Genomic DNA, 14,443 nt, shown 5'->3' with positions numbered 1-14,443 from the left:
CGGAACAGGACGGACACATGACGGAACAGGCCAAGGGCGAGCTGGTATGCACTGCCAGCGAAATCCAGGTCAAGCAGGCCCTGCGGATCCTGATCGACGACTACCCGGTAGCCGTGGTCAAGGATTCGATGGGGGAGATCCACGCTGTCGGGGACACCTGCTCGCACGCGGACATCTCCCTCTCGGAGGGCGAGGTGGAAGGGTGCGCGATCGAGTGCTGGGGCCACGGCTCCCAGTTCGACCTGCGCTCAGGCCAGCCGCTGCAGCTGCCCGCCTACGACCCGGTGCCCGTCTTCGCCGTCACGATCGCCGACGGCAACGTCTACGTTGACGTCAGCACCGTGCTGAACGGCGCCGAGGCGCCCAACGCCGGCTGACCGCCGCCGCACCGCACCCCACCGCATCAGGCAGTACCCACACTTTTTCGACGAGAACCATCCGGCCGCAGAGGCAGCCGGACAGAGGAGAACACGACACATGTCCACTCTTGAGATCAAGGACCTGCACGTCAGCATTGACACCGAGCAGGGCACCAAGGAAATCCTTAAGGGCGTCAGCCTGACCATCCGGACCGGCGAGATCCACGCCATCATGGGCCCCAACGGCTCCGGCAAGTCCACCCTGGCCTCCACCATCGCCGGCCACCCGCGCTACAACGTCACCAGCGGCACCATCACCCTCGACGGCGAAGACGTCCTGAAGATGAGCGTCGACGAGCGCGCCCGCGCAGGCCTCTTCCTGGCCATGCAGTACCCGGTGGAGGTCCCCGGCGTGAGCATGACCAACTTCCTGCGCACCGCCAAGACCGCCATCGACGGCGAGGCTCCCAAGCTCCGCACCTGGACCAAGGACGTCAAGGCTGCCATGGAGCAGCTGCGCATCGACGCCGACTTCACCCAGCGCAACGTCAACGAGGGCTTCTCCGGCGGTGAGAAGAAGCGGGTGGAGATCCTCCAGCTCGAGCTCTTCAAGCCGAAGTTCGCCATCCTCGACGAGACCGACTCCGGCCTCGACGTCGACGCCCTGAAGGTCGTCTCCGAGGGGTTAACCGCGCCCAGTCCGGCGGCAACATGGGCACCCTGCTGATCACGCACTACACCCGGATCCTGCGCTACATCGAGCCGGAATTCGTGCACGTGTTCGTCGACGGCAAGGTTGTCGAGGAGGGCGGCCCCGAGCTGGCCGACCGCCTCGAAGAAGAAGGCTACGACCGCTACGTCCAGGGTGCCGGAGCCGCAACCATCGCTGCCGACGCGGCAGCACAGGTCTAGTAAGGACTACGCCATGACCGAAACGAATACGGCCCGCACGGGCCTAGAGGACGTCGAGGAGGCGCTCAAGGACGTGATCGACCCCGAACTCGGGGTTAACATCGTGGACCTTGGCCTGCTCTACGGACTGAAGTACTCCGACGACGACGGCGCCCTGCTGATCGACATGACGCTGACGACGGCGGCGTGCCCGCTCACCGACGTGATCGAGGAGCAGGTGGGCCAGGCCCTCGACGGGATCGTCGACGACTGGCGGCTGAATTGGGTCTGGATGCCGCCGTGGGGTCCGGAACGGATCACCGAAGACGGCCGCGACCAGATGCGAGCCCTCGGGTTCAACATCTAGGTCCCGACCGCCTCCGGGCACCGGCTTAACGACGACGGCGGCCGCCCACCTTCACTGCGAAGGTGGGCGGCCGCCGTCGTCATGGGCCGGGAGGCTGCCGTCAGGGGGCGGCGACCTTGAAGGTGTCGCACTGGTTGATGTCTCCGGTGGTGTAGCCCTGGTAGAACCACTTCTGCCGCTGGGCGCTGGAGCCGTGCGTCCAGCTCTCCGGTGAAACGCGGCCGGTGGCGGCCTTCTGGATCCGGTCATCGCCCACGGCGGAGGGCCGCGGACAGCGCGTCCTGCAGGTCCTTGTCCGTGACGGCCGCGAGGAACGGCTGGCCCGAGGCGGGGTCCTTGGTGGTGGTGGCGTGCTTGACCCAGAGGCCGGCGTAGCAGTCGGCCTGCAACTCAACGCGGACGCCGCCGGACTGCGGGCCCTGCGGGTCCTGCTGCGCCCGGTCGATGGTGCCCAGCAGGTTCTGGATGTGGTGGCCGAACTCGTGCGCGACCACGTATTCCTGCGCGAGGGGTCCGCCGGAGGACCCGAACCGGTCCACGAGTTCCTGGAAGAAGCCGGGGTCGAAGTAGGCGGTGCGGTCCACCGGGCAGTAGAACGGGCCAACGTCGGAGGTGGCGTTGCCGCAGCCGGTGCTGGTCGCGTTCTCGAAGATCACTGTCTTGGGCCGGGGGTACTGCTTGCCGTACTGGGCCAGGTAATCCGGCCAGAACGCGTTGAGGCTGTTGACGGTGCCGTTAATCCGGCAGTCGAGCCGCCTATTGGCGTCCGCGCCGGTGGTGCAGGCCGGCGCGGTGCCCTGGCTCTGCGTCTGGTCCTGGGTGCCGGAGGTCAGGCCGCCGAGGACGTTCGGGATACCGAACAGGAGGGCCAGCAGCAGGACGACGCCGCCGCCGATCCCGCCGCCGATCTTGAGGCCGGAGCCGCCGCCGCGCCGGTCCTGCACCTGGGACGGGTCAAGCTGGACGTTGTCATTGAAGCTCATGCAAGTCACAGTAGCCGCTCCCGCCCGCGCGGGGGCCCCGTCCCGGTAAAGTTGCCCCGATGCCTTTTCTCGACCGACTCCAGCGCTGGGCCGACCGCCGCCCCGACGACACCGCCGTCGTCGTCGGCGGCGCGCGGCTGACCTGGGCGCAGCTGCGGGACCGGGCCGCCGGCCTGGTCGCGTCGGCACCGCCGGTGTCCGTGCTGGCCGAACCCAACTCCACCGGATTCGTCGCAGCCTTTGCCGCCGCCGTCGCGGGGTCCCGCCGCTGCGCCGTCCTGGACGCCACCTGGCCGGCGGCGTTGCGCGCCGCCATCACGGAGCGGATCGGGGAGTACGCCGCCGGCCTGCCCGACGCGCCCGGCCATGCGGCCGACGGCGCCCCTGCCGGCGACCTGGTCGATGGGCCGCCCGACACCCCCTTCCTGATCGGGCTTACCTCCGGCACCACGTCCCTGCCCAAGGCCTTCACCCGGTCCCGCCGGTCCTGGCAGGTCTCCTTTGAGTCCTCGATTGAGTTCTTCGGCCTTCGGCCCGGCGACCGGACGCTCGCGCCCGGGACCATGGCCGCCAGCCTGAATCTTTATGCCCTGGCCGAGTGCCTCTACGCCGGCACCGAGTTCCACACCCTGACCGGCTTCGACGTCGGCGACGCCCACGCCGCCATCAGCCACGACGGGATCACCCGGCTGGTCCTGGTCCCCACCATGCTGCGGCTGCTCAGCGAACGCGGCCTGGCCGGCGGCGTGGATGCTTCCGGGCTGCGCAGCATCATCTGCGCCGGCTCGAAGCTGGACGCCCGCACCCTTGAGGCCGCCCGGCGCTGGGCCCCCAACGCCACCATCTTCGAGTACTACGGCGCGGCGGAACTAAGCTTCGTGGCCGGCGGCGGCCTCTGCCCGGGCGGCTCCGCGGCGGCCCCGCCCGCCGGGACCCTGATCGGCACGCCGTTTCCCGGCGTCGAACTCAGCGTCCTGGACGAGGTTGGGAACCCGGTCCCGGACGGAACCCCCGGCGACGTCTGCGTGCGCAGCGGCATGGTCAGCGACGGCTACCTCTGGGGCGACGACGGCGCGGCCCTCCGGACCGTGAACGGCTGGTACACCGTCGGCGACCAGGGCTACCTCCAGGACGGTGCCCTGCACCTGCTGGGACGCCGGTCCGAGATGATCAACACCGCCGGCACCAACGTCTACCCGCACGAGGTGGAGCTGGCCCTCGCCTCCATTCCCGGTGTCGCGTCCGCCGTCGCGGCTGGACAAGCCGACGAGGTCCGCGGGCAGCGGCTGGTGGCGGGCGTCGTTCCGGCCCACGGCGGTCTATCCGCCACGCAGCTGCGCACCGGGCTGGAGTCAATGCTGCCGCGCAGCAAACGTCCCCTGGACTACTACCTCCTGGCGGAACTGCCGCTGACGGACCGCGGCAAGCCCAGCCGGGCGCTGCTGTTGTCCTGGATTGCCGACGGCGACCCGCGGGCCCGGCGCCTTGGCTGAGCCGTGCCCGGCGCTGCCCCCGGAGCGGCAGCCGGTGATCATCGGGGCGCTCCGCACTCCTGTACGCCGTGCCCACGGCGCGTTCGGCCGGCTCGAGGCGCACCGGCTCCTCGCCCCGTCCTGGGCCGGCTGCTGGCCGACGCCGGCGTCCCCGCCGCGCAGGTCAGCGATGTCGTGATCGGCAACGCGGTGGGCGGCGGCGGGAACGTCGCGCGGCTCGCCGCCCTCGAGGCTGGCCTTCCCGTTACCGTGCCCGGCCTCACCGTCGACCGCCAGTGCGGCTCCGGTCTGGACGCGATCGTGCTGGCCTCCCGCCTGGTCGCTGCCGGGGACGGCACGGAGCTATACCTGGCCGGCGGCGTGGAAAGCATTAGCGCCGCGCCGCTGCGCGCCCGCCGCGGCCCGGACGGCAAACCCGTCTTTTACCGCCGCGCCCGGTTCGCGCCGGAGCGGTTCGGCGACCCTGACATGGGCGCCGCCGCCGAGAACGTGGCGGAGGCCTGCGGCGTCGGCCGGGAGCGGCAGGACGAGTTCGCGCTCCGCAGCCACCGCCGGGTCCTGGCGGCCGCCGCGGCGGGAGCCTTCGACGCCGAAACCGTCCCGGTGGACCTGCAGCCGCACGGCGGGACCGGCACGGTGACCGACGACGACGGGCCGCGCGCCTCCCTGACACCAGCCGTCCTCGCCCGTTTCCCGGCCGCGTTCGTTTTCGGCGGGACGGTCACGGCCGGGAACTCCTGCTTCGACGCGGACGCCGCGTCCGCCGTCGTGGTCACCTCCCTGGCCCGCGCCCGTGAGCTGGGCGCCCACGACGGGCTGCTGGTGCTCGGCACGAACACAGCGGGGGTGGACCCACGGCTCCTGGGCCTGGGCGCCGCCGACGCGGCGGCCCGGCTGCTGGACCGGACCGGAACAGTGGCGGACGCGGTGGACCTGGTGGAATTCAACGAGGCCTTCGCGTCCCAGACCCTGGCCTGCCTGGACCGGCTGGGCATCGACGCGAACCGCGCCAACCGGGACGGGGGAGCCCTGGCACTGGGCCACGCCTACGGAGCGTCCGGGGCCGTGCTCGTGACCCGGCTGCTCGCCCAGGCACGGCGCGCCGGCACAGACGGTCAACTGGCGCTGGCGATGATCAGCATCGCCGGCGGCATGGGCACGGCGGCACTGTTCCGCTACCGGAGGCTCGCCTAGCCGGCGTCGGCGTCGCCCAGGCCGCGGGCGGCCAGCGCCTCACCGGTCTGCCGGGCGAAGGCCACCGTGGTGATGAAGACCGGCAGGACCAAAGCCCGGGGATTGCGCTCCAGGCCGCGGGCCCGGGCGGAGTCCCGGACGTCGGCGAACGCCCCGGCGATGAAGGGGATGCTGCGCACCATGATGGCGATCGTCAGCGCGAAGCGCTCCGGATCCGCGCCGAACCGTTCCAACGGCCGGGCGAGGAGGCGGCGCCGTCCAGCAGCTCCCGCACCGGGGTCGTGGCCGTCACGATCGAGGCCGCCACCACGCAGACCAGCACATTCAGCACGATCCGCGCCGCGGTGGGGCCGCCCAGCTGCCACCACTGGAACGCGCTCACCAGCGCCAGTACCGGCAGCACCGGACGGACCGCCGTCGCCAGCCGCCGGACCCCGGCACCGCTGGCCAGGAAGACGGCGGACAGCAGGGCCAGGGCTGCCGCGGACACGGCCCAGTCGGAGACCAGCCAGGACCCCGCGCCGCAGAGCAGCACCAGCAGGAACTTCGTCCACAACGGGGCACGGTGCACCATCGAGCGGCCGGGAACGTAGCCGGCCAGGAGGAAGCCGTGGCCCCTCACGGCCGCGCCGGCATCCCGCACAGGGCGCGGTAGCGGTCCACCGCCTCCGGCGCCGCACCGTCGAAGACCACCGTCCCGGCGTCGATCACCAGCACGCGGTCCATGTCCGCCGCGATCTCCAGGTCGTGGGTGGAAAGGACCACCTGCTGCCCGAGTCCGGCCAGGGTGGTACGCAGCAGCTCACGGTTCCGCAGATCCAGCAGCGTGGACGGCTCGTCCAGCACCAGGATCTCCGGCTCCACGGCCAGCACGGCGGCCAAAGCCGCGAGTTGCCGCTCCCCGCCGGAGAGTTCGTAGACGCTCTGGTCCGCCAGGCCCAGCAGGCCGAAACGGTCCAGCACAGCTTCGGCCCTGGCATGCCGTTCCGCGCCGTTGCGCACCAGGCGGCGCAGCGAGAGCTCCACGTCCTCCCGCGGCGTGGGCATCACCAGCTGGGAGAGCGGGTCGGTGAAGACGAATCCCACCCGGCGGCGCACCGCCCGCACCTCCCGGGCCGTATCCAGGCCGCCCACGGTGACCCGGCCCGCGGTGGGAAGCACCAGGCCGTTCAGCAGCCGCAGCAGCGTCGACTTCCCCGACCCGTTGGCGCCGATGATCCCGATCCGGTGCTCGGCCAGGGTCAGCGCGGGCAGCTCCAGCAGGGTCTTCGGTTCGGCCCGGCCATCGACGTCAATCCGGACCGCGGGACGGTCCAGGACGATGCTCACGGCCGGGCGGCGCCGCGCCGCACCCGGCGCAGCAGCAGGTCCGGAAACGCCCGGTGCAGGGCCAAGGCGATGATCACGGCGAGGACGTTCTTGATGATGTCCCCGGGGTAGAACGGCAGGTCTGCCAGGAACGCAGCCGTCAGGCTCAGCTTGGCGTTGACCATCATGCCCAGGATGCCCAGGCCGTGGATGAAGACGATGCTGGCGGCCATGGCGGCGCAGAACAGCAGCACCGGGCGCAGTGTGCCGCGTCGGCCCGCACCCGCTACCGCGGAGGTCCGGCGGAGGACGACGGCGGTCAGGGCGCCGACGGCGGTGGCGCCCAGCAGGAAGCCGATGATGTAGCCGCCGGAGGGCCCGGCCAGCACGCCCAGGCCGGCGCGGCCGCCGCTGAAGATAGGCAGGCCGGCGAAGCCCAGCAGCAGGTAAAGGCCGACGGCGGCGAACGCCCGGGCCGGCCCCAGGGCCAGGCCGGTGAGGATGACCGCCAGCGTCTGCAGGGTGATGGGCACGCCGAGCCCGCCTACCGGGATGGCCGCGACCAGGGCGGATCCCGCCACCAGGGCGGCAAAGACGGCCACCAGGGCCAGGTCGGTGGCGTCCCAGCGGCGGCGTGCGGCGGGTGCCGGGGCGCCGTCGTCAGTGGATGGCTGCGCGTGAGCAGAGGGCGCGGCGGGGGTGCCGGTCGGGGCGGAGGTGTTCTCGGTGCTGGCCATGCTATGTCCTGTTCGTGACGGAATTCGGGTCCTGACTCCGACGGTACGTCCTGCGCGGGGACCCGTTTTTGTAGCCCCTCCACTAGTGGTGGGCCCCGGCGCTGGGGGACTCCGCCAAAGGTGGCCGGCCTGGCTGCCCACCGCTCCGATGCGGGCCGTCGGGGGTGCTGCCGGTAGACTGGAAAAGGCCGTGTTCTCGGCCCCACCGCCCCGGCGCCTTGCAGGCATGACCGCCGCGCCGCGGCGTTCCCTTTGTGAAAGGCCTTAGCTGCATTGATTACCGTCCAGGATCTCGAACTGCGCGCCGGCGCCCGCCTCCTTATGGACCAGGTGAGCTTCCGGATCGACAAGGGAGACAAGATCGGCCTCGTAGGCCGAAACGGTGCAGGTAAGACCACGCTGACCCGTGTGCTCGCCGGCGAGGGGCTGCCGGCGGCCGGCAAGGTGACCCGCAGCGGCGAAATCGGCTACCTGCCGCAGGATCCCCGCACCCCGGACATGGAGCAGCTGGCCCGCGACCGGATCCTCTCCGCCCGCGGCCTGGACATCGCCGTCGGCAAGCTCCGCACCGCGCACGAGGAAATGGCCAGCGAGGACCCTGCCATCCAGCGCAAGGCCATGAACCGCTACGACCGGTTGGAGTCCGAGTTCCTCGCCGCCGGCGGGTACGCCGCCGAGGCCGAGGCCGCCGCGATCTGCTCCAACCTCGCCCTGCCGGACCGGCTGCTGAACCAGCCCCTAAAGACCCTCTCGGGCGGCCAGCGCCGCCGCGTGGAGCTGGCCCGCATCCTGTACTCGGACGCCGAGACCATGCTCCTGGACGAACCGACCAACCACCTCGACGCCGACTCGATCGCCTGGCTCCGGGACTTCCTCAAGAACCACCAGGGCGGCCTGATTGTCATCAGCCACGACACCGAGCTGCTCGAGGCCACGGTGAACAAGGTGTTCCTGCTCGACGCCAACCGCGCGCAGATCGACATCTACAACATGGACTGGAAGCGCTACCTGACCCAGCGCGAGACCGACGAGCGGGCCCGCAAGCGCGAACGCGCCAACGCCGAAAAGAAGGCCCAGGTCCTGATGGACCAGGCCAACAAGATGCGTGCCAAGGCCACCAAGGCGGTTGCCGCGCAGAACATGGCCAAGCGCGCCGAGCGCCTCCTCGGCGGCCTCGAGGCGGTCCGCGAGAACGACCGGGTGGCCGCCCTGCGCTTCCCGGACCCGTCGCCCTGCGGCAAGACCCCGCTCACCGCCGACGGGCTCAGCAAGTCCTACGGCTCCCTGGAGATCTTCACCGACGTCGACCTCGCGATCGACCGCGGCTCCAAGGTGGTCATCCTGGGCCTCAACGGCGCCGGCAAGACCACCCTGCTGCGGATGCTCGCCGGGGTGGACAAGCCGGACACCGGCAAGGTGGTCGCCGGCCACGGCCTCAAGGTGGGCTACTACGCCCAGGAACACGAGACCCTGGACGTCGACCGCACCGTCCTGCAGAACATGCGCTCCGCGGCGCCGGACATGAACGACTCCGAGGTCCGCGGCATCCTGGGCTCGTTCCTGTTCTCCGGGGACGATGTTGACAAGCCCGCCGGCGTGCTCTCCGGCGGTGAGAAGACCCGACTGGCGCTGGCCACCATCGTGGCCTCCAGCGCCAACGTGCTCCTCCTCGACGAGCCCACCAACAACCTGGACCCCGCGAGCCGCGGCGAAATCCTGGGCGCCCTGCGCAATTACACGGGCGCCGTCGTCCTGGTCAGCCACGACGAGGGGGCCGTCGAGGCGCTGAACCCGGAGCGGGTCGTCATGCTGCCCGACGGCGTCGAGGACCTCTGGAACGAGGACTACCTGGACCTGATCACGCTGGCGTAATCCGAAGGAGGGGGTCTTCGCCTCCTTCGGTTTCGCCATCTGACGCGAATGGCCGCTACCCGTCCGGGGTAGCGGCCATTCGCGTCAAACGGGTGGCAGTCGCCGTGGCTACGGCGTCGGAAGCCGTGTTTCTTTCGCTCAGAACCCCTGGGCGTCGAGGATGGCGTCTTCCTCTTCCTCGGCCGTGGCGTTCTTCCGCTTCCGGGGAGCCGGACGACGGCGGGGCGCATTCGCGGCGGAGTGGTACGCCGCCTCGCCCCGGGCCTCTGCCTCCTCGGCGTCTTCGGCGTCGATCGCGGCGTTGCGCGCCTGCTGCCGGGCGGCGTAACCGAAGGCGAAGAACATCAGCACGCCGAACGCGAACCACTGCAGCGAGTAGGACAGGTGGGTGCCCTCGTCCGTGGACGGCTTCGGGAAGCCCAGCGGCATGGTCGCGGCCGCAGGACTCTCGCTGGCCACTTGTCCGTACGCGCCGGTCAGCACCGGGTAGCCCAGCTGTCCGGCATACGTGGGCAGGTCGATGGAGGCCAGCTGCCCCTCCGGGGCCCCGCGCTGCAGGGTCGGCTCCGAAGGCTTGAGCCGGGCGACGACCGTGACGTTGCCTTCGGGCGGCGCCGGCACCGAGTCCGGGCTGCCGGGGGTCTTGTTGCCGATCGGCAGCCAGCCGCGGTCGATCACCACGGTGTCGCCGTTGTCGAGCTTCAGCGGGACCACCACCTCGTAGCCTGGCTGACCGTTCAAGGGCCGGTTGCGCACCACCCGCTGGCCGGCGGTGTCGTAGACGCCGTGCAACTCCACCTGAGTCCATTCGCGCTCCGGATCCAGCCGGACAAACTCATTACGTACCTCGGTGAACGGCAACGGGGTGGCCGAGTAGTTCGAGACGACGCGGTTGATCTCGGCCAGCGTCTCGGCCCGGCGGTCCATCTGCCAGCGGCCCAGGAACACGCAGGCCGTGGCGAAGATGGCGGCCAGCAGCAAATACCCCAGCCACTTGCTGGAAAAGAGAAAGCGGTACATTCAGGCGGCCCCGCCCGGGGTCGCGGGGGACTCGTCAGTCACGAGGGGGAGGGTTTCCTTCCAGAGGCCGCGGGTCCGGAGGTAGTCCTCCAGCCACTCGCGGTGGTCCCCGCACGCCAGCCAGGTCTTGCGCCGGTCGGGGGTATGGATCTTCGGGTTGTTCCAGAGCAGCCGCCATTGGGCCCCGGCACGGCACGCCTTGCGCGAGCAGATGGCGGTCTCCGGCGTGGCGGTCCCGCCGGCCAGGTCGAGGAGGTTCATGAAGCGGCCCGTCTGTGGTCTTCGTCGTCATCGTCGTCGTCGATGATCTCGCCCTGGAGCAGGGTGACCGGCCCGTCGTCGTCGGGCATGTCGCCGAAGGACTCCGCCGGCGGCGGCCCCTCGAGCTGGCCCAGCGGCACGTAGTCGATCAGCGACTCGCTGTGCACCTCCGCCTGGTCGTTGCCGTTGGCGACCACCACCGCGAACCAGGGCAGGAACACCGCCCCGATCACCGGGAGGATTTTGAACCAGCCGTCCACCACGAAGATCAGAACCAGGCAGACCATGCGGATGCCCATGGCCAGGGCATACTTGACCATCCGCGAACGCATCTCTTCCGAGTGGGCGGTGGCGGCGTCGGTGATGCTGTGGACCTCGGTGTCCTCGAAGTCCTCGCCGGGCGTGGTGCCGCCGGGCCGGTTCTTGTTTGTCACAGCTGTCAGATCACGCTCCATAGGCTCACCGTCAATTCTCGCACCATCGGCGGAAGCGCCCAAACGGCGCGGGCCCCGGAACACTGGCTAAGATCGAAGGCAGGAAACCCAGCCCCGAGCGGCGCCACTGAGCCGCAGAATCCCGGAGACCACCATGACCGAAGCAAGCTCCACGGGACGCAGCGTCCTCATCACCGGCGGCAACCGCGGGATCGGACTGGCCATCGCCGAGTCCTTCCTCGCCAACGGCGACAACGTTGCCGTGACCTACCGCAGCGAATCCGCCCTCCCCGAGGGCATCCTGGGCGTCAAGGCCGACGTGACGGACGAGGCCTCCGTCGACGCCGCCTTCGCCGAGGTCGAGGCGGCCCACGGCCCGGTGGAGGTGCTGGTGGCCAACGCCGGCATCACCAAGGACACCCTGCTGATGCGGATGAGCGAGGACGACTTCACCTCCGTCATCGACACCAATCTCACCGGAGCCTTCCGCGTCATCAAGCGCGCGTCCAAGGGCATGATCCGGGCGCGCAAGGGCCGTGTGGTGCTGATTTCCTCCGTCTCGGGCCTCTACGGCGCTCCCGGCCAGATCAACTACTCCGCCTCCAAGGCCGGCCTCGTGGGCATTGCCCGCTCGCTGACCCGCGAACTCGGCGGCCGCGGCATCACCGCCAACGTGGTGGCCCCCGGCTTCATCAACACGGACATGACCGCCGAACTGCCGGAGGCCACCCAGAAGGACTACCTGACCAAGGTTCCCGCCGGCCGCTTCGCCGAGGCGTCCGAGGTGGCCAACGTCGTCCGCTGGATCGCCAGCGACGAGGCCGCCTACATCTCCGGCGCCGTGATCCCGGTCGACGGCGGCCTCGGGATGGGCCACTAGCCTTCTTCCCCGGGCACGTCCGGGAGTGGACGACGGCGGCGCCGGACCCTGCGGGGACCGGCGCCGCCGTCGGCCTTTGGCCCTAGCCGCCCCGCCTGCGCCGTCATGTACTGGACGCACGGCCCCCACCACACCGAGGCGGGGCGTGCACCCAGGAGGAAAGATCGTGACCGAACTCAGCAAATGGGCTCCCTCGGACATGCTGGAACCCGTCCGCCGGTTCCTCGACGGTGACCTGTCCATGACGCCGTCCATGAAGGTCGAGCAGTTCCAGGACGGCAGCACCCTGGTGGTCCGCGCGGAGGTCCCGGGCATCGACCCGGACAAGGACGTGGACGTCTCGGTCAGCGACGGCATGCTGCACATCCGGGCCGAACGCGAGGAGAAGTCCGAGCACAAGAGCAAGAACGGCTACCGCTCCGAATTCCGCTACGGCTCGTTCTCGCGCAGCGTTGCCCTGCCGGCCGGCGCGAAGGAAGAGGACATTACGGCCACCTACAAGGACGGGGTGCTCGAGGTCCGCGCGCCCGCCCCGGCAACGGCCACCGCGGAAGCCAGCAAGAAGATCCGGGTAGACCGGGGTTAGGTTTCCGACGGTGTGATCCGACCGGCGGTCCGTCTCTCCGGGCGGGCCGCCGGGCGCAGCTGCCTTGTCCCGGGAACGCCGCCGGGCGGACCGGCCGAACTAGGCTGCTCCGGCTTCTTTGTGGGTCCCGTACAACCGCTTTGCCCGGCGTCGCTGGCATGATGGACAGCAGACCCCACGCAATTTGGATGGATGGAACAAAGGAGCTCGAATGGGACTGCTGGAGAACAAGACCGCGATCGTCACCGGTTCGTCGCGCGGCATCGGCGCTGATGTGGCCAAATTCCTGGCCGCCGAGGGTGCCGCCGTGATCGTGAACTACCGCCAAAAGGCACCGCGGGCCAACAAGGTCGTCGCGGAGATCGAGGCCGCCGGCGGCCGGGCCGCCGCGGTGGGCGCGGACCTGACCACCCAGGAAGGCGTCCAAGCCCTTGCCAGCGCCGCCATGGAGAACTTCGGCTCCCTGGACCTGCTGGTCCTCAACGCCTCCGGCGGCATGGAAAGCGGCATGGAGGAGGGCTACGCGCTCAAGCTCAACCGCGACGCCCAGGTCAACATGCTCAACGCCGCCGTGCCGCTGATGCCGGAGGGTTCCCGAGTCGTGTTCGTCACCAGCCACCAGGCCCACTTCATCGACACGGTTCCCACCATGCCCGAGTACGAGCCGGTGGCCCGCAGCAAGCGCGCCGGCGAGGACGCGCTGCGCGAGCTGGTCCCGAGCCTGGCCGACAAGGGCATCTCCCTGGTGGTCGTCTCCGGTGACATGATCGAGGGCACCGTCACCGCCACCCTGCTGGACCGCTCCAACCCCGGCGCCATCGAGGCCCGCCGCGCCGAGGCCGGCAAGCTGTACTCCGTCAACGAATTCGCCGCCGAGGTCGCCAAGATGGCCACCGCCGACGTCGAGAGCGGCCACACCGAGTACGTCGGCGGCTCCGACTACTTCGAGAAGAGCGGCAGCAACTAGCCGATTCTCCAGCGCGGAATCTACCGCGGACACGGCAAAGGCCGGGGCAGGCGCCCCGGCCTTTGCCGTGTGCAGTGTGTTCGGGACCAGACCCCGGTTAAACCCCGCGATGTGCCGGACGGTGTCGAGGTAGGGCATGTCGACGGCGGCGTCCGCCGCGGCGCGGACGGCGGGCTTGGCGTTGAACGCCACTCCGATGCCGGCGGCGCCGAGCATGTCCAGGTCGTTGGCGCCGTCGCCGACGGCGATCGTGTGCTCCAACGGGATGCCCTCGTCCGCCGCCCACTCGCGGAGGTACTTTTCCTTCGCCGCCCGGTCGACGACGTCTCCCAGGACGCGGCCGGTGAGCGCGCCGTCGACGATTTCGAGCTCGTTGGCGATCCAGTGGTCCAGCCCCAGGCCGGCCGCCAGCGGGCCGAGGATCTGGTTGAATCCGCCGGACACCACCGCCACGGCATGTCCGGCCGCCTTGAAGGCCGCCACCAGCTCCGCGGCCCCCTCGCTGAGGCTGACCTCGGCACGGACATCGTCCACGACGGCGGCCGGCAGGCCGGCGAGCACGGCCACGCGCGCGTGGAGGCTCTGGGCGAAGTCAAGCTCGCCGCGCATCGCGGCCTCCGTCACGGCGGTGACCTCCTCGCGCTTGCCCGCGTAGGCCGCCAGCAGTTCAATCACTTCCTGCTTGATCAGGGTCGAATCGACGTCCATCAGCAGGAGCTTCCGCGGCGCGGTCCGCAACGCCTCCGGCACCAGGGCGGTGCCGAACCCGGCGCCGACGGCGGGGGAGACGGCCTCCCGCAGTCCGGCCAGTGCGGCGTCGGTCAGCGGTTCTGGGGTCATGCACTCGGCGGTGTGCACCGTGTAGCGGCCGTCGCCGGCGGTGTCCTCGGCGGTGATGGCCAGGCCGGCGGCGGCCAGGGCGCCGCGCACCTGCCGGAGGTCGTCGTCGGACAGGGCGGGGCCGTAACTGACCGCGGTCACGTGGGAAATCATGGCCCCAATCCTATCGAGCGGGCGGGTGCCGGCCCGCATCCATGACGCCGCGAAGGAGCCGCGGTGACGCCGGTCACGGCCCGGGCGGAGCGCTGCCG

12 protein-coding genes and 5 pseudogenes are annotated in these 14,443 nt (G+C 70.5%); 9 read left to right on the top strand and 8 right to left on the bottom strand.

Annotated elements, in window-relative coordinates; genetic code table 11:
• The first annotated feature begins 17 nt into the window (after window positions 1–17).
• The 3 genes and pseudogenes from ACRQ5B_RS14560 (at window position 18) to ACRQ5B_RS14550 (ending at window position 1,617) form a co-directional block, all read left to right on the top strand.
• Window positions 18–377: a non-heme iron oxygenase ferredoxin subunit gene (locus ACRQ5B_RS14560; RefSeq protein ID WP_432395055.1), complete on the top strand. Its 360-nt coding sequence runs from the start codon at window positions 18–20 to the stop codon at window positions 375–377.
• Window positions 378–477: 100 nt separating this feature from the next.
• Window positions 478–1,271 (top strand): annotated as a pseudogene (gene sufC, locus ACRQ5B_RS14555) (Fe-S cluster assembly ATPase SufC).
• Window positions 1,272–1,284: 13 nt separating this feature from the next.
• Window positions 1,285–1,617, top strand: a complete 333-nt coding sequence (locus ACRQ5B_RS14550; RefSeq protein WP_290257901.1) for a metal-sulfur cluster assembly factor — start codon at window positions 1,285–1,287, stop codon at window positions 1,615–1,617.
• 100 nt (window positions 1,618–1,717) lie between these two features.
• Here the strand turns inward: ACRQ5B_RS14550 and ypfJ are convergent.
• Window positions 1,718–2,600, bottom strand: a pseudogene (ypfJ, locus tag ACRQ5B_RS14545) (KPN_02809 family neutral zinc metallopeptidase).
• A gap of 59 nt (window positions 2,601–2,659) precedes the next feature.
• Here ypfJ and ACRQ5B_RS14540 point away from each other — a divergent pair.
• Together ACRQ5B_RS14540 and ACRQ5B_RS14535 are read left to right on the top strand one after the other, a co-directional pair.
• On the top strand, window positions 2,660–4,093 hold the full coding sequence (locus ACRQ5B_RS14540; RefSeq protein ID WP_432395051.1) for a class I adenylate-forming enzyme family protein: 1,434 nt from the start codon (window positions 2,660–2,662) through the stop codon (window positions 4,091–4,093).
• Window positions 4,086–5,287, top strand: a pseudogene (locus ACRQ5B_RS14535) (thiolase family protein). The gene ACRQ5B_RS14540 and the pseudogene ACRQ5B_RS14535 overlap by 8 nt, the downstream one beginning before the upstream one ends.
• Here ACRQ5B_RS14535 and ACRQ5B_RS14530 read toward each other — a convergent pair.
• The 3 genes and pseudogenes from ACRQ5B_RS14530 to ACRQ5B_RS14520 all read right to left on the bottom strand — a co-directional run bounded on the left by ACRQ5B_RS14530 (window position 5,284) and on the right by ACRQ5B_RS14520 (window position 7,332).
• Window positions 5,284–5,909, bottom strand: a pseudogene (locus ACRQ5B_RS14530) (energy-coupling factor transporter transmembrane component T family protein). The pseudogenes ACRQ5B_RS14535 and ACRQ5B_RS14530 sit on opposite strands and share 4 nt — an antisense overlap.
• Window positions 5,906–6,616 carry an energy-coupling factor ABC transporter ATP-binding protein gene (locus ACRQ5B_RS14525; protein WP_432395048.1) on the bottom strand — a complete coding sequence of 237 codons (711 nt, stop codon included), beginning with the start codon at window positions 6,614–6,616 and terminating at the stop codon, window positions 5,906–5,908. The pseudogene ACRQ5B_RS14530 and the gene ACRQ5B_RS14525 overlap by 4 nt, the downstream one beginning before the upstream one ends.
• Window positions 6,613–7,332 carry a biotin transporter BioY gene (locus ACRQ5B_RS14520; protein ID WP_432395045.1) on the bottom strand — a complete coding sequence of 240 codons (720 nt, stop codon included), beginning with the start codon at window positions 7,330–7,332 and terminating at the stop codon, window positions 6,613–6,615. Before ACRQ5B_RS14520 ends, ACRQ5B_RS14525 begins: the two co-directional genes overlap by 4 nt.
• A gap of 273 nt (window positions 7,333–7,605) precedes the next feature.
• Between ACRQ5B_RS14520 and ACRQ5B_RS14515 the strand changes: the two genes are divergently transcribed.
• Complete coding sequence (locus ACRQ5B_RS14515; RefSeq protein ID WP_432395042.1) at window positions 7,606–9,204, top strand: ABC-F family ATP-binding cassette domain-containing protein; 1,599 nt, start codon at window positions 7,606–7,608, stop codon at window positions 9,202–9,204.
• A 138-nt stretch (window positions 9,205–9,342) separates the two neighbouring features.
• Here ACRQ5B_RS14515 and ACRQ5B_RS14510 read toward each other — a convergent pair whose 3' ends face one another.
• The 3 genes from ACRQ5B_RS14510 to ACRQ5B_RS14500 are packed head-to-tail and all read right to left on the bottom strand — an operon-like array spanning window position 9,343 to window position 10,940.
• Complete coding sequence (locus tag ACRQ5B_RS14510) at window positions 9,343–10,224, bottom strand: SURF1 family cytochrome oxidase biogenesis protein (RefSeq protein ID WP_290258901.1); 882 nt, start codon at window positions 10,222–10,224, stop codon at window positions 9,343–9,345.
• Window positions 10,225–10,485: a hypothetical protein gene (locus tag ACRQ5B_RS14505; protein WP_432395038.1), complete on the bottom strand. Its 261-nt coding sequence runs from the start codon at window positions 10,483–10,485 to the stop codon at window positions 10,225–10,227. It abuts the gene before it with no gap.
• On the bottom strand, window positions 10,482–10,940 hold the full coding sequence (locus ACRQ5B_RS14500) for a DUF3099 domain-containing protein (protein ID WP_432395035.1): 459 nt from the start codon (window positions 10,938–10,940) through the stop codon (window positions 10,482–10,484). The genes ACRQ5B_RS14505 and ACRQ5B_RS14500 overlap by 4 nt, the downstream gene beginning before the upstream one ends.
• Before the next feature lie 133 nt (window positions 10,941–11,073).
• Between ACRQ5B_RS14500 and ACRQ5B_RS14495 the strand changes: the two genes are divergently transcribed.
• From ACRQ5B_RS14495 to ACRQ5B_RS14485, 3 genes are all read left to right on the top strand, one after another.
• The gene (locus tag ACRQ5B_RS14495) at window positions 11,074–11,799 is read left to right on the top strand and encodes a beta-ketoacyl-ACP reductase (RefSeq protein ID WP_432395032.1); all 726 of its coding nucleotides are present in this window, start codon (window positions 11,074–11,076) and stop codon (window positions 11,797–11,799) included.
• Window positions 11,800–11,965: 166 nt separating this feature from the next.
• Window positions 11,966–12,385 (top strand): Hsp20/alpha crystallin family protein, encoded by a 420-nt coding sequence (locus tag ACRQ5B_RS14490; RefSeq protein ID WP_432395029.1) that lies wholly within the window; start codon window positions 11,966–11,968, stop codon window positions 12,383–12,385.
• A 211-nt stretch (window positions 12,386–12,596) separates the two neighbouring features.
• Window positions 12,597–13,352, top strand: coding sequence for an SDR family oxidoreductase (locus ACRQ5B_RS14485; protein ID WP_377970570.1), 756 nt, complete (start codon window positions 12,597–12,599; stop codon window positions 13,350–13,352).
• Window positions 13,353–13,454: 102 nt separating this feature from the next.
• Here ACRQ5B_RS14485 and serB read toward each other — a convergent pair.
• Window positions 13,455–14,345 (bottom strand): annotated as a pseudogene (serB, locus tag ACRQ5B_RS14480) (phosphoserine phosphatase SerB); the annotation flags it as partial.
• Window positions 14,346–14,443 lie beyond the last annotated feature (98 nt).

It is taken from the genome of Pseudarthrobacter sp. L19, from assembly GCF_050859435.1.
GTDB lineage: Bacteria > Actinomycetota > Actinomycetes > Actinomycetales > Micrococcaceae > Arthrobacter.
The sequence above is the reverse complement of the archived record's forward strand: the minus strand, read 5'-3'. Positions and strand labels throughout refer to the sequence as shown.

Excerpts from the sequence above, each read along its gene's own strand:
- ACRQ5B_RS14495 (WP_432395032.1), top strand. The coding sequence starts at position 11,074 with ATGACCGAAGCAAGCTCCACGGGACGCAGCGTCCTCATCACCGGCGGC.
- ACRQ5B_RS14550 (WP_290257901.1), top strand. The coding sequence starts at position 1,285 with ATGACCGAAACGAATACGGCCCGCACGGGCCTAGAGGACGTCGAGGAG.
- ACRQ5B_RS14560 (WP_432395055.1), top strand. The coding sequence starts at position 18 with ATGACGGAACAGGCCAAGGGCGAGCTGGTATGCACTGCCAGCGAAATC.
- ACRQ5B_RS14510 (WP_290258901.1), bottom strand. The coding sequence starts at position 10,224 with ATGTACCGCTTTCTCTTTTCCAGCAAGTGGCTGGGGTATTTGCTGCTG.
- ACRQ5B_RS14520 (WP_432395045.1), bottom strand. The coding sequence starts at position 7,332 with ATGGCCAGCACCGAGAACACCTCCGCCCCGACCGGCACCCCCGCCGCG.
- ACRQ5B_RS14500 (WP_432395035.1), bottom strand. The coding sequence starts at position 10,940 with ATGGAGCGTGATCTGACAGCTGTGACAAACAAGAACCGGCCCGGCGGC.
- ACRQ5B_RS14485 (WP_377970570.1), top strand. The coding sequence starts at position 12,597 with ATGGGACTGCTGGAGAACAAGACCGCGATCGTCACCGGTTCGTCGCGC.
- ACRQ5B_RS14540 (WP_432395051.1), top strand. The coding sequence starts at position 2,660 with ATGCCTTTTCTCGACCGACTCCAGCGCTGGGCCGACCGCCGCCCCGAC.
- ACRQ5B_RS14505 (WP_432395038.1), bottom strand. The coding sequence starts at position 10,485 with ATGAACCTCCTCGACCTGGCCGGCGGGACCGCCACGCCGGAGACCGCC.